The sequence below is a fragment of the Maribellus comscasis genome, from assembly GCF_009762775.1.
Classification (GTDB): Bacteria; Bacteroidota; Bacteroidia; order Bacteroidales; family Prolixibacteraceae; genus Draconibacterium; species Draconibacterium comscasis.
Genome location: NZ_CP046401.1, coordinates 5,818,590 through 5,840,945, shown reverse-complemented (window position 1 = coordinate 5,840,945; position 22,356 = coordinate 5,818,590). Strand labels below are relative to the sequence as shown.

At 38.9% G+C, this 22,356-nt stretch carries 16 protein-coding genes; 1 reads left to right on the top strand and 15 read right to left on the bottom strand.

Annotated elements, in window-relative coordinates; translation table 11 throughout:
- Positions 1-1,028: 1,028 nt before the first annotated feature.
- Positions 1,029-1,844: a hypothetical protein gene (locus tag GM418_RS23690; RefSeq protein WP_158869679.1), complete on the bottom strand. Its 816-nt coding sequence runs from the start codon at positions 1,842-1,844 to the stop codon at positions 1,029-1,031.
- A 1,032-nt stretch (positions 1,845-2,876) separates the two neighbouring features.
- On the opposite strand from GM418_RS23690, the gene GM418_RS23685 reads away from it, so the two are divergent.
- Entirely contained in the window at positions 2,877-3,956 is a 1,080-nt protein-coding gene (locus GM418_RS23685) for an MraY family glycosyltransferase (protein WP_158869678.1), read from the top strand.
- A gap of 527 nt (positions 3,957-4,483) precedes the next feature.
- Here the strand turns inward: GM418_RS23685 and GM418_RS23680 are convergent.
- The 14 genes from GM418_RS23680 to GM418_RS23615 all read right to left on the bottom strand — a co-directional run bounded on the left by GM418_RS23680 (position 4,484) and on the right by GM418_RS23615 (position 22,352).
- Complete coding sequence (locus GM418_RS23680) at positions 4,484-6,931, bottom strand: DUF5686 and carboxypeptidase-like regulatory domain-containing protein (protein WP_158869677.1); 2,448 nt, start codon at positions 6,929-6,931, stop codon at positions 4,484-4,486.
- Between the two features lie 3 nt (positions 6,932-6,934).
- Positions 6,935-7,534: a CDP-alcohol phosphatidyltransferase family protein gene (locus GM418_RS23675; protein WP_158869676.1), complete on the bottom strand. Its 600-nt coding sequence runs from the start codon at positions 7,532-7,534 to the stop codon at positions 6,935-6,937.
- Between the two features lie 41 nt (positions 7,535-7,575).
- On the bottom strand, positions 7,576-8,682 hold the full coding sequence (locus GM418_RS23670) for an SDR family oxidoreductase (protein ID WP_158869675.1): 1,107 nt from the start codon (positions 8,680-8,682) through the stop codon (positions 7,576-7,578).
- A 51-nt stretch (positions 8,683-8,733) separates the two neighbouring features.
- Entirely contained in the window at positions 8,734-9,408 is a 675-nt protein-coding gene (locus GM418_RS23665; protein ID WP_158869674.1) for a diacylglycerol/polyprenol kinase family protein, read from the bottom strand.
- A gap of 16 nt (positions 9,409-9,424) precedes the next feature.
- Positions 9,425-10,153, bottom strand: coding sequence for a phosphatidate cytidylyltransferase (locus tag GM418_RS23660; protein WP_158869673.1), 729 nt, complete (start codon positions 10,151-10,153; stop codon positions 9,425-9,427).
- Between the two features lie 4 nt (positions 10,154-10,157).
- Positions 10,158-10,958 (bottom strand): sulfite exporter TauE/SafE family protein, encoded by an 801-nt coding sequence (locus GM418_RS23655; RefSeq protein WP_158869672.1) that lies wholly within the window; start codon positions 10,956-10,958, stop codon positions 10,158-10,160.
- Complete coding sequence (locus GM418_RS23650) at positions 10,951-11,643, bottom strand: DUF6134 family protein (protein ID WP_158869671.1); 693 nt, start codon at positions 11,641-11,643, stop codon at positions 10,951-10,953. Before GM418_RS23650 ends, GM418_RS23655 begins: the two co-directional genes overlap by 8 nt.
- A 64-nt stretch (positions 11,644-11,707) precedes the next feature.
- The gene (locus tag GM418_RS23645; protein WP_158869670.1) at positions 11,708-12,478 is read right to left on the bottom strand and encodes a LytR/AlgR family response regulator transcription factor; all 771 of its coding nucleotides are present in this window, start codon (positions 12,476-12,478) and stop codon (positions 11,708-11,710) included.
- 47 nt (positions 12,479-12,525) lie between these two features.
- The gene (locus tag GM418_RS23640; RefSeq protein WP_158869669.1) at positions 12,526-13,596 is read right to left on the bottom strand and encodes a sensor histidine kinase; all 1,071 of its coding nucleotides are present in this window, start codon (positions 13,594-13,596) and stop codon (positions 12,526-12,528) included.
- 24 nt (positions 13,597-13,620) lie between these two features.
- Complete coding sequence (locus GM418_RS23635; RefSeq protein ID WP_158869668.1) at positions 13,621-15,087, bottom strand: TolC family protein; 1,467 nt, start codon at positions 15,085-15,087, stop codon at positions 13,621-13,623.
- Positions 15,087-18,134 carry an efflux RND transporter permease subunit gene (locus GM418_RS23630; protein ID WP_158869667.1) on the bottom strand — a complete coding sequence of 1,016 codons (3,048 nt, stop codon included), beginning with the start codon at positions 18,132-18,134 and terminating at the stop codon, positions 15,087-15,089. Before GM418_RS23630 ends, GM418_RS23635 begins: the two co-directional genes overlap by 1 nt.
- Complete coding sequence (locus GM418_RS23625; RefSeq protein ID WP_158869666.1) at positions 18,134-19,207, bottom strand: efflux RND transporter periplasmic adaptor subunit; 1,074 nt, start codon at positions 19,205-19,207, stop codon at positions 18,134-18,136. Before GM418_RS23625 ends, GM418_RS23630 begins: the two co-directional genes overlap by 1 nt.
- A gap of 201 nt (positions 19,208-19,408) precedes the next feature.
- Entirely contained in the window at positions 19,409-21,670 is a 2,262-nt protein-coding gene (locus GM418_RS23620; RefSeq protein WP_158869665.1) for a patatin-like phospholipase family protein, read from the bottom strand.
- A complete protein-coding gene (locus tag GM418_RS23615; RefSeq protein ID WP_158869664.1) occupies positions 21,648-22,352 on the bottom strand; it encodes a methyltransferase family protein in 705 nt (234 codons plus the stop codon). Before GM418_RS23615 ends, GM418_RS23620 begins: the two co-directional genes overlap by 23 nt.
- Between the last annotated feature and the right edge of the window lie 4 nt (positions 22,353-22,356).

Genomic DNA, 22,356 nt, shown 5'->3' with positions numbered 1-22,356 from the left:
ACCGTCCCAGTGCTCACCATCTCATCTTCTCTCTTCTCAGTGCTCAAAGTCTCACCGCTCATCTCTGCTTCTCAACGGGGCGTTGCCCCATACCCCAATTCCTTTTTTCCTATAGCTGAAAAAAGGAATCAAAAAAAGCCACCGCTCAAGATTAAAAGCTAAAAATCAATTTCGTTTCGCTAAAATCTTTTAAACTCCTCCTTCGCTATAGCTTGGAGTCAAACAGAAAAGATTTTTAACGCTGCACTTCATTCATTTTCTTCACGCTTTTACTCTTAGGCGGGTCGGTTCTTAACATGTTCTCTTTTCATTTTATATTTTGTAGTCTTTGAATTCTAACTATAATACGTTCGCTACTCACCGCTCACTTTCTCATCTCTCTCTCTTCTCACCATCCCAGTGCTCACCTGCTCATCTTCTTTCTTCTCAGTGCTCACAGTCTCACCGCTCATCTCTGCTTCTCAACGGGGCGTTGCCCCATACCCCAATTCCTTTTGTCTTGCCAGACGGGCTTTACTCTTTGTCTTGACACAAAGAGTAAACAGAAAGCTCAAGACTGAAAATCTTTTTGAAACAAAACTACGGACAGGTAAATCCACGCAGTGCAAACTCCCCTTCCTTCGTCGGGTCAAACAGCACTGCTTCAATAGCCCTCATAATTTCCCTTTCCTTGTTTTGTAATCAAAAACCTTTTAGGTCACCTAAATGATGTTCTTTACGTGCTAATAAGGTTAATTCTTCACGCTTTTACTCTTAGGCGGATCTGTTCTTAACGTGTAGTCTGTTCTTTTTATAGGTCTTATTCTTTGACTTCTTTTTCTATGTAAAACGTTCGGTACTCTTTTCTCATCGTCTCAGTGCTCACTTTCTCGCCACTCATCTCTCACCTTCCCAGTGCCCAAAGTCTCAATCCTCATCTCTGCTTCTTAACGAGGCGTTGCCCCACCAGGCCTGACCACACGGTTAAAAAGTATAAGGTTGAAATAACCTTTATCAGACCAAGCAAAACTTCGGGAAATAAAAGCTCGTTATCTTTGTTTATAAAAAGGTAAAAAATCCCTGATTTTCCCTTTTCTGTGCTTTTTTTGGGTTATTTTATCAAAGCGCCCTGAATCATTCAATAAAAAACTCACTCCAATCATAAAATCGGCGTATACCCCAATCATTTGCAAACGTTCTCCTTCCGCACTGTAATTATGTACAACATCAAGAAAGTCGTAGTTTACGATGTTCAGATTAACTGCTGCCAGTAATTCTACGTGTTTTGAGATTTTGGTCCGTATGCCGGGCGTTATTGTGTATACAGCAGTTGACATTTTATTGTTTTCATACTCCTCTACTCCTTTTCCAAAAATTACTCCGGAATGCCAGTTGTCCCTGTAACGTAACTGAGAACGGTAGGGCACATACCCGACTCCGGCCCTGATAAAAGGATTTGTAATGTTATAATGACTCCTTAACACAAAATTATACTGAACATAAATCTTTGGCGAAAACAACTGACTTTTATACACCACAGGTTCGGCAAAAGGTTCCATCATAGAACTATGAAAACCGGTAGCAGAAAATTCGGGAGAAGTAGCTTCTCCGTTTAAGGTGGATAAAGTGAACCCGGCACCCACTTCCCAGTTTTTTGTAAATTGTTTGGAGATTTCAAGTCCGAACCCAATTCCGGGCTGATTGTCAAACTCGTTAACAGAACCGGCAAACCCCTTTTGAAACTCGGTCATCATTTGAGAAACAACAAATTCACCGGTAATCCTGATATCCGAGACAGGGTCGCTTTGTGCCCGGCCATTTAACACCAAACTTAACAGCAAATAAATAGTTAACCGATACTTCATCTAAATACTACCTCCCAACTCCATACATTTCAGACTCAAAACTATTTTTTTATTAAACGGCAGTTCCCTCTAATTATTTTAAAAAGCAAATAACATACTCCTTACCGATGATAAAATTAAACTGTAGCCGACTTTTCCTCCTTTTTCCAATTCCCCGGAGACTCGCCGTAATCGTTAGATTCAACGAAATCAGGGTTTGATTTTAGTCTTTTACAGTATACTTTTACCAACACGTAAATACCTGATAATCTTGTTCCGAAAATGTAATTAAATTATTCTCTAATGCTTTTCCGTCAGCCGCGGTAAAAATATCACTATTCAACAAAACTGTCATAAAAAAAAGTAATTTTTATGCTCATTTTTGTCAAATTATCTGATTAAATCAACAAAAGATCAGACTTAGTTTTTTTACCGGCTGTAGGTTGAACTAAAATGAACCATTTCGCCTGCTTATTTTAATCTGCCGCTATCTCCGAACACAGACAAGTATCCAATAGCAAATGCTAATTTATTGTTAAGTGGGAATATCACAACAAAGCAATTGCAAAAAGGATAAAAATTACCCGTTTATTTGTTTCTGTATATATCTCTGCACCTGAATCATACCAACATAAAACAACAGACTAATTTATATTTCTCTGATTTCCGAGTCAATATATTATTTACATTTGTCCGGTATTAATAAAAAATTATTCTTTTTTTTGATGATAATTAACAGCAAAGTTTTACTTTTGTTTCGAATAAAATGTACGCTTAACGTAATTTTTATTGACAAATTAAATATTTTAACCAGGAAACATTAACAAATTATTAATTCTTTTTTGACACTCGAACGGTTCCAAGTCATTTTATTTTTTAAAACAACCGTAAAATACTTAATAGTCTTTTATTTATGACCGGGAGAAAAACAAGCATAAAAGATATTTATGTAAGGGCTTAAAAAACCGTTTTTTTGTGCAGAGTTTAAAGTTATTATATTTGAAAAACGAGATGGACGTAAAATAATATGAAATAAAGTTTAACCCGCATATTATGGAAATATTACTAATCATTGGAGCAGCAATAATAGGTTTTACATTGGTAATGATTGCCGTACCTCCTATTTTACGCGTAGCAAGACAAAAAAATCTTTTTGAACCTTTTGAAGAGAGAAAAATACACAAAGGCTCTATCCCCTCACTTGGAGGTGTAGCCATCTTTTTTGGATTTATTCTGAGTACGATAATCGCAACCGATGGATATACTTTTGATTCCCTGAAATATATTATTGCAGCGGTTATTTTAATGTTTTTTATTGGTTTAAAAGACGACCTTATGGTTATCTCAGCAAGAAAGAAATTTGTTGTACAGCTTTTTGCGGGGATTATACTAATAACACTTGGGAATGTGCGTTTAACAAATTTGCACGGAGTTTTCGGAATTTATGATATTCATTATTTTGTAAGTTTATTTCTCACGCTGTTTATCATGATTGCCGTTATCAATGCATTTAACCTTATAGACGGAATAGATGGTTTGGCATCCGGTCTTGCCATAGTTGCTTCTGCATTTCTGGGAATGTGGTTTTTTCTTGCCTCGGAGATTCAATTTTCAATCATGTCGTTTGCCTTGATGGGAAGCCTGGCAGCCTTTTTTCTTTATAATGTTTTTGGCCACCGGAATAAGCTTTTTATGGGAGATACAGGCTCACTCATCATTGGACTTGTTGTGTCCACTCTGGCTATAAAATTTAACGAGTTTAATATCATAAAAACAAACCCGGTTTCGATTTACAGCGCTCCCTCGGTGTCGTTTGCAATTATTATTGTTCCTTTGATTGATACTCTGCGCGTGATAACCATAAGACTGATGCAAAAGCGGTCTCCGTTCTCGCCCGACAAAAACCATATTCATCACAGAATACTCGAACTCGTTCCCAATCATTTACAGGTGACATCCATATTGGTTATTGCCACCATATTTATTGCAGGTGTTGCAATTCTGTTTAACAATATGGGATTAAACGTAACCGTTCAATTTTTGCTGGTATTTACGCTTGGTATTCTGTTTTCATTTGTGCCTTCGATATTGGCAAAAAGGAAAAAAACAAAACTTACCCATCAGCCAGCATAGGAAAGGGTTCGACTCCGGCCAGAGTCGAATTTTCCGACACATAATTTCTTCTATAAAATAGGGCACCGCTGGCATCCGTTCCTCACAGGTAAATCATGTTTAATTAAAAAAAACAAATCCAGCGGATTTGAATGAGTATAAAAATAATTGGTGAAATAGAATGGCACGACTCCCGGCCGGAGTCGAATTCCTCTGACTGGTCAATGTTTTTATAAACACTTGTATTTTGTCATGTACATCGGCCATACCTGCAAATGTACAACTTAAAACAAACCTGCATTTTTTCGCTGACCTTACAATACCGAAGGTATTGCATATGTATGGAAAAAAGAGCGAACAGAAGAATCATTCGACTCCGGCCGGAGTCGAATGGCTATTTGGCTGTTTTTTGTTTCTACAGATATTTGATGCCGTCGGCATCAATATTCTTTGTTTAGCAAACCAAACGGTACAAAACTTAAAACCAGCCCCCAGCACCAAATATCCCGTCAGGCATAAAAACCTTGCTTTATACAGGATATCCCCCGTTAAAAGCTCATCTCTGCCCTGAAAAAGATTCCATGTTTATCGGCAAAATCAGCGTTGGCATAAGCTCCTCCCAGTTGACGGACATATTCCACCCGCAACACTTTAAAAATATTTGTCAATCCAAAACCAATTTCCGCATAAGGTTTACTCATACCGGTTACATAATATTCCGGTAAATCAAAAACAGGCTTATACGAATCGGTCAAGGTGCCATAGTGACTTTTTAGCGAAAGCATTTCGCGTAACTTCAATTTTTTTATCAGGGGAATCCGGTTAAGCAAAATACCTCCCCCGTTAAAATCAAGATGTATGTTGGTATATAAATTATGGGCAAACGACGCATGATGCAACAGGTTAAAACGGTATTTCGCATAGCCCAGCGACATTGAACCAACCGGCTGGTCGAGCAGGTCGTAAGGGGCATCGCCCAAAAGATATCCGCCGTTTACCATATAACGCATAAAGGTAAGCCCCATATTTACTCTGCCCACAACCGAACCGTGAAACTGCGCATACAATCCCTGACCATCGGAAACACCCGGTAGTTTTACCTGCCCCAAATCCAGACTTAAATTGATAACCGGGGTTTCGTCGATATAATAAACACGCGTAAAATAATATTTGTCGTAATATTGTCCGAAAGCCAAACGAGTATTAAACAGAATTCCATAGTTATTGTAGGTGGAATACTCTGCATTATCTTTAAAAAAATGTACTTCCGGCGTACTTTTGCTGTGCAAAAAATAGGAAGTTAGCTCCATATTGATGTCTTCATTGGCATTGTATTCAAAAACCAGATTAAAACTTTTCTCCTCCTTCAGATACGGATTCTTTTCACGGCTGGTGAGGGCTGCGATAAAATTCCCGTTTCCCCGTGTATTCGGGTTCTTTTTGATAAAGCGTAAGTATTTATCTTGTGAAACCAGCGTATAATCATCAGAATAATTACCACGGATTATGATCTTGTCGGTAGGTAAAGGCTGAATCCCAAAGTTGACTCCATATTTTAGTTCTTTGCTTTTGGTTCCGTAGCCTAAAAAACCGCCAAGGGTAAAACGTTCAAACATTTTTTCTCCTGTACGCAGCGGAAGCGAAAAACGCTGGCCTTCGATGGCATTGGTGCTGTAAATATCGAAAACCGGACCGATTTCTATTTTCCCTGCATCAATATAGCTGGTTAAAACCATGCCTCCAATGGCGTCAATTCCTTTTACCACAGAATTCTCCTTTAGCTTGTCAACCCGTGCGTAGGTATCCTCTTCCAAATGGTTGGATGCTGCAAACTCCGGCAAATTTTTCCAGTTTCGCGGTTTTATTTCATTTATTTCGGGTGAGGTGGAATATTCTGTTGTTTTTGAAATTAACCAGTTTCCGCTGTCTATTTCATCGATACGCTGCGAACCATACCTGGAAGTGGTATCTTTATTTAACCTGAGTGCAAGATTTAAACTGATTTCCTGGTCATCGTAAAACCATTTTCCTTCCTCTGACTTTGAATAATTTACGCGGGCCTTAAAACCATTTACAAAATTGATGTTTGCTTCCTCCTGTACATAAGCATACACATCGCTTAGCGCAAATGTGCTGTCTTCCACGGTAAAACGCCCGGTAAACAACGGGTTGTACTTGTTTTTAGGGGCAAATGAAAAACTAAAATATTTCCGGTTGCCAATATAAGTACTGTCGTTTAGAAAAAAATCGTAACTCAACGATGCTGTATTGCTTAACGGAGAAGTGATGCCCCGTCCCAAAATGTCAATCTGGTCTTTATAAAAATTCAAATCAACAACCACATTCAAAAGGATTAAACTTTCGATGGTTTGGTTTAATTTAGGGAATATCCCATCGCGCCGCATGTAAACGGTACTGTCTACACCGTCAGCCACTTTTGTCCCTGTTTCGGATAAATAAATGGGAGAAAAAAGCAGATCCTGTCCGTCAATTTTCATAGTTACCTCATTTAAGTTGTCAACAAGGCGGCTTGCATTTGAAGTAGAATCAATAGCAACATAAACCGTTGTTCGTGCATAGGAGTTGTAAGCTGAAGTATTTTCGATAAGCTCCCTGTTCTCCTTTTTTCTGTCCAAAATCTTTTTCAGCAAAACTTTTGCACGCGAAACTTCAGGTTTTACAGTTACTTCACTTAATTCCCTGACCTCTTCCTGCATAAAAACAGTATAAGGGTTTTCGGTAATTTCCAAAAAAGGGATTTCTCTTTTCTGATATCCAAGCGATGAAACACAAAGCGTATCATCCTTCTCCAGTTTCATCTTAAACCGGCCTTCCACATCCGACATGGTACCCGTCGTTGTACTTTTTATCCATATGTTTGCATACGGGATTGCTTCCTGGGTTTTCCGATCTTTTATGATACCGGTAATCCCCTGAGAAAAAGCCCCGGTATATATTATGGTCAACAAAATGACCAGGGTAATTTTATGTAACATAGTCTAGTGTGCTTGCTCCTTCTCTTTTTTTAACAACCAATACAATCCTTTTACACCGATTTTAATATTATCGAGTTTCAACAGGACAAAAATTTTCTCGGTGTAAGCCAACGCCCCCCACCCTACAGCCAGGTAATACATCCAGGGATAAAATCCGAAAACAAAAAGAACAAAAAAGAAAATACTCTGGATATATCCGGCGGAAACGGCTGAGTATAAATGTAATCCCGGAATCTTTCCAAACCGCGCAAAAGAAATGATATAACTTAGAACAAATACGCCCAAAAACAGGTACAATATCCAGGCATGAGGTTCTAGCTCTGCCCATTTAAAAACAAACAAACCCAACAAAGCCATTGCATAGGTACATATATCCGCGAGGTTGTCGAGAGCAGCGCCAAAATTGGTTTGTAATTTAAACAAACGCGCTATGTTTCCGTCAAGCACATCGCTTACCAAACTGATACATAACAAAATTACATACCATTGCTCTCTGCCCGCAAGCGCCATATAAAATATGACCGGAAATACCAAAAGCCGGTACAGACTTATAAAATTGGGAAGATTTAAAACATTTTCTCCGCGTATTATTAATTGTTTCATCTGCTTTAATTTTAGTTATTCATCAACGTTGAAAGTTTGTTTTAGGCTGCTGCTGTTTTCCGTTTTTGAGCAGAAAGCATTCCTACAAAATATTCAAGCATGGCATAAACGCTTTTATCATTTAATTCATCATCTTTGCCCGGCTGAATTACTTCGTCGCGCCGGCTGGTATCGAATTTCAAATTGGTTTCGGTATAACTTCCTGTAAACGACATCCCAATTGAAATCAGGCGCTCCAATGCATTCATCGAATCCCGGTTCAGGTTTCGCTGCGGAATGAGTGTTATCGGCAAAACTTCGTTTAAAGTATTTATGATCTGCTCGTTTCTAATGGATCGTCTTGCCACCAGATTCATAATTCGCGGCGCTGTTTCTGCCTGAACTGCCTGTAGCAAATAATTTACCACGGTCCCGATTGGAATCAAATTCTGCGTAGAATCAGGATCCACTTTCACCCGAACCACCTCGTTTGGATAACGGCTGGCCAATTTGTAAACCCGTTTTGAAAAATCAAAAATGCCGTAATCTGTTTTTGTTATTCCGGTTCTGTGATCGCCAACTACCTGGGAAAGACGGATGACATGTCCGTTCAAATGACTTTTTTCGATACTTTGGCGAACAATATTCTCGCCATACCTTTTTGAAAGTTCATAATAATTTCTGAAGGACGAAATCGGTTCATTTTTATAAAATTTCTCTTCAAAAACAGCATTGTATTTTCCACAGGAATAGGCTGTTCCGATATAAAAAAACCGTGACTTTTTTGAAGCATATTTTAAAAATATGTCAATTGAATTTCTCACGCCTTCTATATTGGTTGAAAAAATTTCGTCTACTGATTTCTCATCGTATTTTAAGCTGGCTGCAAAATGAAAGTAATCTACGTTTGTCCTGAAAACCTTCTTTAGAGATCTCTTTTCCATTGCAAAGTCTTTATCAAGCAGGGAGTAGGGATAAACAGAAAGGTTTTGGGTATTCAGTGTTTTACTCTCGCCGATATCAGCCAACACACTTTTCATTCTTTCTTCCGGTGTATGTTTGTAACCGGGCCGAACCAGCGCCACAACCTTGTTGCCCGTTTTTAACAGCCGGGCTATAAAATTTGAGGCAACATAACCGTTTGCTCCATTTACTACAATTGTTTTCATTTTCTGTTTTCTTTTAATATGTTTAATTTCTTATCTGCAAAATTTTCTTTTTTAAAGGAATAACACTAAAACTGCCACAACACTCAGCGGGATACTTAAATTATCGGAGCCGCGCCAACTTATTAATTCTGCCAAAGTACTTACAAGTCCGATGGTTAACGCCAGCCAAAATGCTTTTAAGTCAAAAATCCCGCGATGGAAATACAATGCAATTAAGCTGATTACAAAACTTGAAACCAGAAAGGCTCCCGACCCCAGCCATGTTTTGTTTAATTTTCTTCCAAACCATTTTATTCTTCCGTTATATGCTTTTAAGTTGATTCCAAGGATAGCTGCCATCGGGTCGCTGATGGCCAGAATCAACATGGGAAGGATGTATATAAACTTGTTATCGCTAACATTCGAAATCAAAAAAGTGATGTAAATTGACAGGGGAAGCAAATAACTTCCAATCGACTTTCGTGTTACTCCGTGAATTGATTTTAGCTGTTTTCCATTCCGGGTAACAAACAGTACGACCGCGAACAAAAGAGCCAACACCAAAATGTACCAGTGCGACGGGAAAATATATGGAAACGGCACGGTGGCCAACACCGAGGTAAAATGTGCAAATTTTCGCGTTATTTCCCCTGTTGGGTTCAGCCTCCGGTAAACCAGCTCATTAAAAATCAACAACAAGCCTATTCCGATTAAATACACAAATGATAATACTACAATATTTCCCATAATAAATTTTCGTTTTTTAAATTCCCAAAACCGGTATCGCCAGTGCAGCCCAGGCACCTCCTGCAATCAAACTGTCAAACCTGTCGAGGAAACCACCATGCCCCGGTATCCATTTGCTGTAATCTTTAACCTGATATTTCCGTTTGTAAAGCGAGGCCAAAATATCGCCCCAAAACGCAAAAAACACGGTTCCAAAAGCAAATAGAAATAATGCTGAATTTGTTCCCGGGAAAAGACTTCTCAGTAAAAATGCACTTAGCAGAGAAATAGCTGTTCCCCCAACAACACCGCCCAGTGTTTTATTCGGACTGATACCGGGCATTATTTTGGTCTTCCCAAAAAGCTGCCCCGCAATCTGGCTAAAGGCATCAAAAATAGAAAGGAGTAAAAATGTCAGCAGAACCAGATCGCGTCCGGCAAGACTAAAAACAATAAGTCCTGCTGAAAGCATAAAATATACCAACAGGGTCAAAGCAAAAAACAAGGCATGCCGAAATTTTGCAGCAACAAAAAGCCTGCTCAGCTCAAAACTTCCAACCGCAACAATTAAAATTGTCAGGTAAAAAAAAACAACCGGACGGATAGTAATACTAAAAAATAAAATATTGATGATTATAAAATAAACTCCAAACTTTGTATAGCTCTTGCGGGCCACGTCGCGTTCTTTTTTTCTGTTGATCAGATAAAAACCGATTCCGCCTAACACAAAATAGCTTAATATAATACTGTAAATCAATCGTTCCATAAAACTAATTCCTTCCTATAATCATTAAAACCCCGATAGCAGCCATAATGATCGCATACGCATATTTTGCTTTGCTTTCTGATTTGTCAATTTGGGCTTTGGCAAGTAAACGCGGGCCAAGTACAGCTCCAATTGTAGAGCCCGCCGTGAGAAAAACAACCAGTGTAAGATCAATTTTCCCCACAATAAAATGGGCACCCACTGCAAAAATTGTATTCACCAGCACAATCAGAAGCGAGGTGCCAATCACCATCCTGAATGGAATTCTCATTGAAAACAATCCTGCCAGAACAGGAGCTGTTCCGCTGGTCCCAAATGTTCCGGTGATTAAACCGGCTGCCAGTCCGAAAAATGAACCTTTAAACGTATTTAAACGCTTAAATGATATTTTAGTCTTTGTTCTCTCTTGCTCATCATTATTTTTCCGGGCACTAAACACCATGTTCAGTGCAATCAAAACAGAATAAACACCAAAAGCTGTCTTTAATGCCAGGTCACTGATTCTGCTGGTTATTTCCGCGCCAATAAAAGCTCCAATAATTCCGGTTATCATAAAAAGAACAGCCACCCGCAAATCGATATGCTTTTTCCGGTAGTGCCCCAACGAGCCAACAATACAAATGGGCAGAGTAGCCACCAGCGACGTTAACACCGCTGTTTGTGCCGGTACCATTAAAAGCAATGTAAGAATGGGCAGGAAGAAAAATCCTCCTCCGCCGCCAACCATGGTCCCAAACAAACCAATGATAAAACCCAGCAATGGTAAAATGAAATAAATGTTCTGTATTTCTGAAAATTCAATCATTCATCGTATTTTCGCTAACTCTTTTTAACTCCAGCGTTCCCAGTGCATGCCGCATTTTTGCGTATTCCAAAACACCGTTTTTATAAATGTATCTGTTTAACTCCCGTTCTTTTTCGTCTTTTACAACATAGGTATGCGCGCTTAAAAGCGCGATTGACAGCATCTCGGCAGTTCTTTCCTTGTATAATTGTTTTATCCCCAAAGGTTCGTTAAAATAAAGCAGGCTTCCGCTGTAAGTAATTGAATCATTGATAAGCGTGGTATCTCCGTCAACAACAAGCAGATAAGCGTCTTTTTCCTGCTTTAGCATCATATCGGAATTTAGTTTCCCGTTTTTATAGGTCTTCACATTGGAATGCTTCAAAACACCCTGTTCGTAAACCGTATTCTGCACATATTTTACACGATACGAAAACAAAAGCTTTACTTTTACATCGGTTATTGCTTCAATATTCAATTTCCCATTTTCATTTTTTTGAGTGACTGAAAATTCACCAACCTTTGAACCTAACATTTCCAGGGTATACTTTGAAGTAATTTCTTTGGATTCCGCAGAAACGGAGCTTAACAAAAGAAACAGAAACAAAATCCTGTACAAAAGCGGGAATATGTTTCCAACGCCCAAATTCTTTTTGTTGGAATCCTTATTTCGAAAATGATATTTTACAAAAAATAGACTATTCATTTTAATTGCTCTGCTGTTAAACTACCGAAGCTTTGGCACCATCCATTAAAAATAAATGCTTATGTTACAGGCCTATCCACTCTTTAAATTCGGTAGCCTTTAAGCGACTGATTGTAATTGGTTCATCAAAAGGAGGGATCAGACGAAGAATCAATTTCCCGCCAAAATGACTTTCAAATTTCCGAACCGCGTTAATGTGTACGATTACACTTCTGTTTACGCGAAAAAAAACGTCAGGATCAAGCTGCTCTTCCAATTTTTCCATGGTAAAATCTATCGGATATTGTTTGTTTGTGAATGTGTTCGCAGTAGTCATCCTGCTTTCGGTGTAAAACCAGGCAATATCTTCCACATTCAATTTAAAAAACGACGTTGCTCCTGAAATAAGAAATCGCTTTCTGTACTTCTTCTCTCCCTGTGTAATTGCCTCTAAAAGTTCATGGTAATCGGGTTTTAAATTTGAATCATCTTTCCGGGGGCCTGCCAGATGTTCAAATTTCCCGATGGCCTGCTCCAGTTTCTCCAGTTTCACAGGCTTTAGCAAATAATCGATGCTGTTCACCTGAAATGCCTGAAGCGCATATTCGTCGTAGGCCGTTGTAAAAATGACCATACTATCCACCTGAACACTGTCAAAGATCGAAAAACTAATCCCGTCGGTCAGTTGGATATCCATAAATATCAGATCCGGTGCAGGATTATTTTCTAACCAGGCAACCGTACTTTTTACACTTTCCAGCCACTCAACAATATTCCAGTCAGGTCGCAACTTCTCTACCATTCCTTTTAGCAAACGGTAGTTATGCAATTCGTCTTCTACAATAATAACTCTCATAGTTCCTCTGACTGTTTATTCAAAATATTCCTTTTCACCAATAACAATTACAACAAAGGGACTTTTACTTCAAACATCTCTTCGTTGTATTGAATGACAAGTTCTTTATCTGTAAGCATTTCATACCTTCTAACTAAATTTCCCAAACCTGTTTTTGTAGAATAGGAAGCAGTTCTCCGGTTCAGATTGTTGGTAACAACCAAATAACCATTTCCCACCACCAGCTTTAGTTTTAAAGGTGTTTCCTTGCTTGCGATATTGTGTTTTATTGCATTTTCAATAAGCAACTGAACCGTTAGCGGGGCGATTTCCTTATCGAGTTCTTCTTTCGAAATGTCATATTCAAACAACAATCCGTCTCCCAAACGTTCTTTATGAAGCGCCGAATAAGCCTTCATAAAATCGAATTCCTCTCTTAATTTAACCAATCTTTTATTTTTACTTTGAAGTACATAACGATATACATCTGTAAAATTTTCAGTAAAACCGACCGCAACTTCCGGGTCGTAAATAATTAAAGACTTTAGCACACTTAAATTATTAAACAGGAAATGCGGATTTAACTGATCCTGTAACGAATTGTAATCCATTTCCAGTTTTTCTCTTTTCATCTTGGCAATTACTTCCTGCGAATTAAGCCATTTTCTTGTCATCCTTCCCAGTGTGAGCGAATTGGCAACCATTTGAACAAAGATTAAACCGGCAACCATTCCCAGGATTACCGCAGGCCTGGACTCTTCCGCTGTAATTTTGGGTTCGATAAAATACATAATAACCCGGTGCGCAAAAATCAGAAAAAAAATACTGACACAGATTTGCAGAAAAAGCCGGAGTTTTAATTTGGTGGGAACCGGTAAAAACTTTTCAAGAATATTGTCTAAAACAATTTGAAGTTCCACAGCCACATTAAAAATGATAATAACCACAACATATATAAACGCAGGTATACGCTCATCCAGTTGTGCCGGTATTTTGGTCACCAGCACAATAAAACGTAAAATCAATACTGCTAATAAACTGATAATTACAAATCGGGCAAAAATATTCAAAGGTGCATAACTTGGCAACCTCAGCTCCAATTCGGGTTTTTTCTTTTTATGCAATTGTGTACACTTCATCCAGGTTTATTTATTGGTCTGTTCTCATTCTTCTTTATCTTCCGGCATATATAAATTTCCTGTAACATTTTTCCATCTGGTTTTTAATACTTCAAAGTTGGCAACAGCCTGTGTTAACTGAGCTTTTGCTTCTGCCCATTTGGCCTGAGCACTTAACAACTCGGCAGTTGTATTTAAGCCAACATCAAAACTGGCACGGGTTTCATCCAAACTTTCCCCGGCTTCTGTCACATTTTTTTCAGCCAGTCTGATTGATTCATAAGCTTCCTCAACCTGTATTTTCACCTGCATCACTTCCAGACTTATCAGTTCATTTGTATTTTCCAGATCTGTTTCTGCCTGTTGTATTTTTAACTGAGCTGCGCGCATTTTCTTTTTTCCCTGCCCCCACTGAAAAAGAGGAATTGAAACCTGAGCTGCCAGCATGGGCTGAAAATCAACATCTTCGTACAAATCTTTCAGCCAGTAACTGGTATATTGAGCACTTACTCCCACTGTTGGAAGATAATCGGCGCGGGTAATTTTCGCATCCAGCTCGCTGAGTTCTTTTTGTTTCTCCAGAATTTTCAATTCATTTCTTTTATTACCGGCCTGTGTTATACCGCCGTCAAAATTTATCAGTTGGACATCTGTATTTTCATCATGACTGATTTTTATGTCTGTTTCCAATGCTTGTCCCAATATCTGGTTCAAATACATTTTAGCCACCTTCAAACCGTTTTTGGCTTTTAACAGATTTAGCTCAGCTTCATTTTTCTGAACCGTTACTTTTAACTTTTCGCTGGCAGGTTGTAATCCAACTTCGTACATCGCAGACATTTGATCTTCCAATTCCGTTAACATTTTAATATACTCCACTGCGATTAAAATGTTCTCTTCAACGGTTGCCACCTGCCAAAAAGCTTTATCTGTTGCTTCAATTATCTCGGAATATTTCATATTCAGGGATAAATTGGCTATTTCAACACCTGCGTCAGCCTGTTGGTTTGAATATCTGATTCTGCCACCGGCATAAACCGGCTGGGTTATCTCAAAACCACTGTTTATTAATGTAATACTGCTTATATCGATAGTGGTTCCGGGCTTCCATACATCACTTGTTCCCGAATAATTTCCGGCCATTGCATCTTCTTCACTGTCAGCAGTCGGAAGGAAATAACCAGGCATACTGATCGGATCCATATTGGGTCGATGCATCAACGACGACGAAAAGCCAAATTTTGGCAAATAGGCGGTTCTGGCAACCTCCTGATTTACCTGTGCTTCTTTATTTTGTAATGCTGCTGCTTTTAATTCCTTGTTATATGCAACAGCTTGCTGACGACATTCATCAAGTGTCATTACTTTTTGTCCGTATGCTTTATCAAAACCGATTACAGAAACAAACAGTACGACGGTGCTTATTATAATTTTTATTGATTTCTTCATTTTCTTCTTCCTAAAATTGTATTCATCTCCTCTTTCTGACAGACCTAATTTATTCTTACTCATTATTCGGCTTTTTTTAAACTTCGTCCGTCAATCCGATACAATACAGTATATAAAACAGGGACAACAACCAATGTAATTACTGATCCAACTGCCAAACCAAACATAATTACAATAGCAGTTGAATTAAACATGGAATCAGTAATTAATGGAGCCATTCCCAAAATTGTTGTCAGAGAAGCCATCATAACAGGACGCAAACGAGACAACGCAGAATCAATGGTTGCCGTCAAACGGTCTTTTCCGGCGCGGAGATTCTGATTGATTTCATCCAGCAGCACCACTGCATTTTTAATCATCATACCAATAAGACCTAGGGCACCGATAATTCCGGCAAATGTCAGGAATGTTCCTGTGGTTACCAGTCCTAAAACAATTCCAACAAAAGCGAAAGGAACGATAAGGAATATAATGACAGGCTGTTTTAAATTATTAAATAAGCCAATAATAATAATCGCCATTAAGCCGACAGCCAGAGGCAAAAACATAAACAATGCAGTGTTGGCCTCGCTTGAACGGGCAGTTGCTCCTTCCCAGTTCATTTTATAACCATCAGGCAATTCAATAGCCTCCACTTTCTCCTGAAACTTAGCCTGAACTTCAGCTGCGGTGTGTCCTTTTACGGCATCGCATTGCGCTTTTACAGACCTCTGGTTATCCTGGCGGTTTACAAGCTCATAATCCCAGGTAGCTTTTAAGGTATCTGCTATTTGTGACAAGGGAACACTTTCTTTACTGTACTGTCCCCACACCGGAACATTCATCAGTTGCTCCAGATTGTCACCCAAATTTGTCTCTGTTCGCAATATAATCGGCAGCATTTTATCTCCTTCATAAACCGCTCCAATTGGCATTCCATTTGTTGCGACCAAAATTGAATTTCCCATATCCGAGCGGGTCAGGCCAAGCGGTTGCGCGCGTTCCACAGAATATTCGGGAACAATTTTTTTGGTCTGATTTTTCCAGTTATCTGTAACGTCTGTTGCCGTTGGTTCGTCCAAAAAGATTTTTTTAGCCTGATTGGCCAAATCTTTCAGCACAGCGGGATCAGGCCCTGTAAACTGCGCCTCAATATCGGCATCGGAAAAAGCTGCTCCATATTCCAACACCCTGAAAAAAGCATCGGGATAATTGTTATTTAAGTAATTTTGAATTTCCGGAATTATCTCGGGAACTCTTTCAGTTGTTTTTGTCTGAATAATAAAATCAGCATAATTGGAACCGCCTGTCGGCATGTGGCGCATCAGCAGATAACGGGCTGGTGGCCGACCTACTGAAGCTGTTACAGAACTTACACCATCTATTTTTAAAATCTCTTTCTGAATTTGCTGAACATCTTTTTCTACCGCTTTTATGTCGGCTCCCTGAGGAAGGTAATATTCAATAAAAAACTGATCGTAATCAATTTTCGACATAAAATCGACTTTTACAAAACGAAAGGACCAGAATGCAAAAATCAGAATGGCAAACGATACAGCTGTAAATATTAATTTATGGCGTATTCCCCATTTCAGAAAACCACCAAAAACCTTGTAAAATTTATTATCGTAGGCTTCCGCGTGTTCGCCTTTCGGACGTTCTTTTCGGTAAAAATATTTTGCATTAAAAGGCGTTTGTATCATCGCAAATACCCAACTCAGCGATAAAGAAATAATCAAAACAGTGAACAACGATGATAAAAATTCACCTGCTGCGTTTGGCGACATTCTTAACGGCAGAAATGCTAAAATAGCAACAGCAGTGGCACCAAGCAGCGGCAGTGCTGTTTTTTTTGCGGTGTGTATAAAAGCTTTGCTTCGATCCATCCCCGATTTTAAATCAACCAGGATTCCGTCGGCAACAACAATGGCATTATCCACCAGCATTCCCATTGCCAGAATAATTGCAGCTAAGGATACGCGGTGCAAAGGCAGGCCAATGGCAAGCATCACAATCAAGGTTCCCATGATTGTAAAAACCAAACCACTGGAAATCAGCAATCCGGAACGCAGTCCCATGGCAAACATCAGCACAACGATTACAATACCAACCGACATCGCCAGGTTCATCATAAAATCCTTAACTGCATCATCAACGCGATCGGGTTGATAATACACCTGATTGATTTCAATTCCTGCCGGAAGGTCTTTTTGTAGCTCTGCTAATTTCTCATCCAAACGTTCGCCCAGTTTTACTACATTAATTCCACTTTCGTTTGAAAGTCCCAATGTTAATCCAGACCTGTCATTATAATACAACGCTTCATTTTCCGGTTGCAGATACGATCTTTTTACCGCGGCAATATCGCCTAACCGGAAGTTCCCTCCTCCCGGTACCTGAATTAACAGGTTCTCAATTTCTTCTATACCGGCTATTTTTTGTCCAACTCCCACGCGAACCGACTCCCTGCCAACATCAACCGAACCGGGATTAATAATAGCAGTTTCATTCTGTATTGCTGCTGCTATATACATCGGGTTCACACTCAGGCCCGCTAATTTCTCGGGAGAAAAAACAATATCAATCGTTTGTGTATGTTCTCCAAAAATTTGAGAACGCCGCACTCCGTCCACGCCCAGTAATTCACGTTCAATATATTCTGTATATTTTACCAAATCCTCATGACTGTATCCGTCGGCAGTCACTGCATACAAAATACCGTAAACATCGGCGAAATCGTCATTTACGATGGGCTCCATTGCGCCTGAAGGCAACGAACCTTTTGCATCGTTTACTTTTCGGCGAAGGTGATCCCAAAGCTGAGGCAACTGGGGAGTTTTTACCGTTGATTGAATATTAATAGTAATAATTGACAAACCCGGACGCGAAACAGAGGTAATATCGTCGATATTCTCCAGTTTCTGAATGGCTTTCTCCAAAACATCGGTAACCTCCAATTCTACTTCGTGTGCTGTAGCCCCCGGATAAACTGTAATTACCGTAGCTGCTTTAATTGGGATCTCGGCATCCTCCAGCTTCCCAATGTTGTTATACGCAATAATTCCTCCAAATAATACTGCAAACAGTATCGTTGAAATCATTGCTTTCTGATTTAAAAGCCTTTCAAACATTACAACAGCCCTCCAATGTTAGTTACAGAAGGCGTTGACAGCGGTTCCACTTTTTGTCCTTCAACCAAATAATGAACTCCCGCGGTAACAATCTGTTCTCCATTATTTACTCCCGAAGCAATATTTACCCGTCCGTTTGCACCGTCCAATGAAATTTTTACTTCACGTTTTTTTACCGTACTTGTTGAAGGATTGTAAACCCACACATAGGTAGCCGTTTTTTCATGAAAAATAGCTGTGGAAGCAACTGATAACCGATTTTCTTCCGACTTGCAGTAAATATTTACCTCCGCTGTCATTCCCGGAGCTACTTTCAAATCATCTTTGTTTGTAAACGAAAATTTGACTTCATATAAACCGTCCTGCATTGTTTTTTCACTTACGCTCAGCAACTGAATTGGAAGTTGTTTTATTCCTGCATTTTCAACATTCAAAAAACTTTGCTTGTCTGCTTTTATTCTGTTCAGCTGGCTTTCAGCAACCGGTACAACTACCTCCAGATGCGAATTATCCATAACGGAAACAATTGGAGTTCCAGCGCCAACTGTTTGATAATTTTCCACAAATTTTTCGTATATAAAACCTGAAAAAGGAGCTTTTAACTTTGTATCGTTCAATTGATTTTGGGCATTTTCATAAGCCGTTTTTGTCATCAGGTAACCCGATTTAATTTTTTCAAAAGTGTTTTCAGGAATTTTCTTTTGTTCTACCAGCTTTTTGTAACGATTATATTCTCCTTCAGCCTGCTCAAACTGGGCTTTGGAAGTTTCCGCCTGAAGTTGGTAATCACGATCATCAATCTCGGCAATGACTTGCCCGGCCCGGACATAATCACCTTGTTTTACTGTTAATTTCATTAAGGGGCCACCTACGCGAAAAGAAAGAGAGGTCAAACTCTTCTCCTTTATCTTTCCGTTAAGGATCATTGTGTTCTGAACAACGTCGTCTGTAATTGTTTCTACTTTAACCTTTTTAATTGTTTCGGCCTGAGGCACCTCTTTTGGTGAATTTTTACACCCTGACAATAAAATAATTGCAAGGCCCAGCACCAGATAATTGTTTCTGAATTTCATGTGTCAACGATTTGTTTGTTTCTGTTTTTAATAGCTCAAAACTAGATAGAACTTATTCCTTATTAATAATAAAGTGTATCAACTGACAAAAATTACACGTGAAGTGTTGTAAACGATAGCTGATTTTAAAACTCCCATTCCCAAAAACAATAATTACAGTTGCTATTTGTTGCTTGTGTCAAGATCTACTCGTCAAAATTATTAAAACCAGTACCCAAAACTGGCGGCAAATGTCGGTTTATCCACTGCATTTGAAAAGCCTAAAGTTGCATCCAGCGGGCCAAGTATTGTTTTTAGCGAATACCTGACACCTCCCCCGTAAATAAATTCTGAGTCTTCTCTTAACAACCAGTCTGAATCTTGCAGCAAGCCATTCGCCAGCAATGTAATGTACTGGGAATCCGACATATGAAACCGGTAACCAAGCATGCCAATGTACACATATTCCTGTCCGATGTTTACAGCAGGTAATCCGATAAAAGGAAGATGATAGTCGAAATATTGTGTGTACGACTCTCCTCCAATCATGGTCATTTTGACATCCGGGTAATTGGTATTTAATAAAGCTCTCGCATATATATCAAAAAGCCAGGAAGATTCCTGCCAGGCGGGAATTACATTCTTCATTTGGAAATACAATGCCGGACAAATCTCTTTTTTATCCTCCAGATCTCCGAGCAATGAGAATCTGGTTTTCATCGATGTTCCTTTTGTTGGAAAATAAAAGTCATCCATATTATCATATGAGAGATAGACATACGCGTTGGTTAAAAACATATTTATTTTATCTTCCTCCAATTGAAAACTACCTTCTTTGCTAAACAAATCGCCGTTAAAGTATTCCTCACGGATACCGGCTCCAAAATAATACCGCTTAAAAAACGGCTGGTAAAAATAAATTCCTGCCGATGTAAAAAACAGGCTTGTCTTAAATAGTTTATCTGCTTCCTGATAAATATTGATATTTTGGTATTTCCCGTTAAAACTCAATCCTGCTGTAGGAAATTTTGTTCTGTTTGTTTCGATGGTAACATCCAGTCCCGGGTTCACAGAAAGTTCACCGTTTACAGAAAATAAACCAAAAATATTTCGGTAGTTCCGTTGCGTTGTATTTATTAAAATCGCTGCTGCGTCGGTTGTATTTACTTTAAATCCAAAATTTTGGGTAAATACTTTTTCAGACTCTATGTTGATGTTTAATGTTTTGCCTTCATCATTGTTTTCCAAATAGTAAAATACTTTTTTAAAACCTCCCAGACCATAAATTCTGTCTATTCCGTTTTTAATGTCATCTGCCGAATAATTCCCGGGGAGTTCCAATCCAAATGTATTGGCTATAAAATCGTTGCTCAAATAATAACTTCCGTTGTAGTTGACTTTGGTTATATGCCAGTCTTCCGGTTTTACAAAATTGTAGATTGGTTGCCGGGGTTGAAGGTTATATTCCGCTTTCATCTTTTGCAATTGTGCAACTACATCAAGAGCTGCTTCTTCTCCTCTGGAAATCAATGTATCGGCTGCCCGTCTGTTAAAGCTGGAAACCGAATATCCTGTTATATCAGGCCTAATAATAACATCACAATATGATTTATTTACTGCATCTTTGTCTTTATCGAAAAAGCTGATTAGCTGATTTAAAACACTGGATATTGATTTTAGCTCATCCTGCCCGTAATAATCGTTTCGAATATCAACGCCAATGATAATATCCGCGCCCATTCTTTTTGCCACATCAGTTGGAAAATTATTTACAATTCCTCCGTCAACCAACAATTGTCCGTCTCTTTCCGATGGTTGAAAAGCAATAGGGATGGCCATACTGGAATACATAGCTGCTGGCAGAAAGCCTCTATCGATTACCACTTCATCTCCGGTTTCAAGGTCGGCCGCCACGCAGGCAAACGAAACAGGGAATTGCGAAAAATCGGCATTCGCGGGAACCTCGCCTGCCAGACCACAAAATATATTCAGAACATTTTGGCCCTTCATTAGTCCCCTGGGAAGTTTGATTTCCTTCTTTTCAGAAATAGGCAAAGAGAGAAAATAACGCTGTTTTAATTCCTGCTGATATTTTGACTGAAATAAACGGGGAACCTCATCGGTGATTGTCTTTTCCCAGTTTAAAGATTTTACGAGGTCTTCAATTTGGGAAGCATTGTATCCGATAGAATAAATACCTCCCACCAAACTACCCATGCTTGTACCAACAATAATGTCAATCGGTATTCCCTCTTCCTCCAGTACCTTTAAAACCCCGATATGAGCAAAACCTTTTGCGCCGCCTCCACTTAAAACTACCGCAACCTTAGGGCGGTCATCAGTTGCAGGTTTTGTTTGCTGTGCATCTGCAGCAAATACAACCGGGCCTGCGATTAAATAAAAAAAAACAAAGACGTTAAAACCAATTTTTGCGGACAGTAAGCTTGTATTTTTTAAACCTCTATTTTTCGGTATTTTTTGCATAATCACTAAATCTTGTTTTTTTGAGCATTTTCATCAAAACATACAATACGGTAGTAATTACAAAAAGGATAACAAGCATTGAAAATTCAATAACTTTATTGTAAAACATTAGCAATTCAATCCCTGAAATATAAAGATAAAGCGAATTATATTCTCTTAAAAGAACCCTTTTCCAGTTAAAGGTATAGCCTTTAAAAGCTGATTTTATCTTTCTCAAGTCAGGAATTAATGATTTAACTTTTGATGTATAATCCAGATACTCCTGTCCGAATTTCTCATATAAAAAAGCTTCTTCGGCTTTTATAATGGCTCTGTAAATTATCAGAAAAAGAGGAAAAAAAAGCAGTAAAAAAAGCAATGAATTCGCGAACACTCCAAACCCCAGGATCAAAAGTATATTCCCGACATACATCGGATTACGGCAAATGGAATAAATTCCGCCTGTTACAAGATTGTTTGCATGGATTTTCCCGTGACGTCCGCCTCTGATTATATATTCAAGCCCGATGGTGATACACCGCACTGCTACACCAAGAGCTATAATAAAAGCTCCAAGTAACAGGCCCGTGCTGTTTTGAAAAATTTGCATTGAAGGGACAAAAAGCGCAGCATAAAACAGTGGAAAAATAATGTTCCGGTAGCGAAAGATCCAGTTTCCGAATTTGACAAAATAACCGTTCATACCC

What these genes read in the sequence shown, in the direction of transcription:
- GM418_RS23690 (WP_158869679.1), bottom strand. Translation starts at nt 1,844, where the DNA reads ATGAAGTATCGGTTAACTATTTATTTGCTGTTAAGTTTGGTGTTAAAT.
- GM418_RS23685 (WP_158869678.1), top strand. Translation starts at nt 2,877, where the DNA reads ATGGAAATATTACTAATCATTGGAGCAGCAATAATAGGTTTTACATTG.
- GM418_RS23680 (WP_158869677.1), bottom strand. Translation starts at nt 6,931, where the DNA reads ATGTTACATAAAATTACCCTGGTCATTTTGTTGACCATAATATATACC.
- GM418_RS23675 (WP_158869676.1), bottom strand. Translation starts at nt 7,534, where the DNA reads ATGAAACAATTAATAATACGCGGAGAAAATGTTTTAAATCTTCCCAAT.
- GM418_RS23670 (WP_158869675.1), bottom strand. Translation starts at nt 8,682, where the DNA reads ATGAAAACAATTGTAGTAAATGGAGCAAACGGTTATGTTGCCTCAAAT.
- GM418_RS23665 (WP_158869674.1), bottom strand. Translation starts at nt 9,408, where the DNA reads ATGGGAAATATTGTAGTATTATCATTTGTGTATTTAATCGGAATAGGC.
- GM418_RS23660 (WP_158869673.1), bottom strand. Translation starts at nt 10,153, where the DNA reads ATGGAACGATTGATTTACAGTATTATATTAAGCTATTTTGTGTTAGGC.
- GM418_RS23655 (WP_158869672.1), bottom strand. Translation starts at nt 10,958, where the DNA reads ATGATTGAATTTTCAGAAATACAGAACATTTATTTCATTTTACCATTG.
- GM418_RS23650 (WP_158869671.1), bottom strand. Translation starts at nt 11,643, where the DNA reads ATGAATAGTCTATTTTTTGTAAAATATCATTTTCGAAATAAGGATTCC.
- GM418_RS23645 (WP_158869670.1), bottom strand. Translation starts at nt 12,478, where the DNA reads ATGAGAGTTATTATTGTAGAAGACGAATTGCATAACTACCGTTTGCTA.
- GM418_RS23640 (WP_158869669.1), bottom strand. Translation starts at nt 13,596, where the DNA reads ATGAAGTGTACACAATTGCATAAAAAGAAAAAACCCGAATTGGAGCTG.
- GM418_RS23635 (WP_158869668.1), bottom strand. Translation starts at nt 15,087, where the DNA reads ATGAGTAAGAATAAATTAGGTCTGTCAGAAAGAGGAGATGAATACAAT.
- GM418_RS23630 (WP_158869667.1), bottom strand. Translation starts at nt 18,134, where the DNA reads ATGTTTGAAAGGCTTTTAAATCAGAAAGCAATGATTTCAACGATACTG.
- GM418_RS23625 (WP_158869666.1), bottom strand. Translation starts at nt 19,207, where the DNA reads ATGAAATTCAGAAACAATTATCTGGTGCTGGGCCTTGCAATTATTTTA.
- GM418_RS23620 (WP_158869665.1), bottom strand. Translation starts at nt 21,670, where the DNA reads ATGCAAAAAATACCGAAAAATAGAGGTTTAAAAAATACAAGCTTACTG.
- GM418_RS23615 (WP_158869664.1), bottom strand. Translation starts at nt 22,352, where the DNA reads ATGAACGGTTATTTTGTCAAATTCGGAAACTGGATCTTTCGCTACCGG.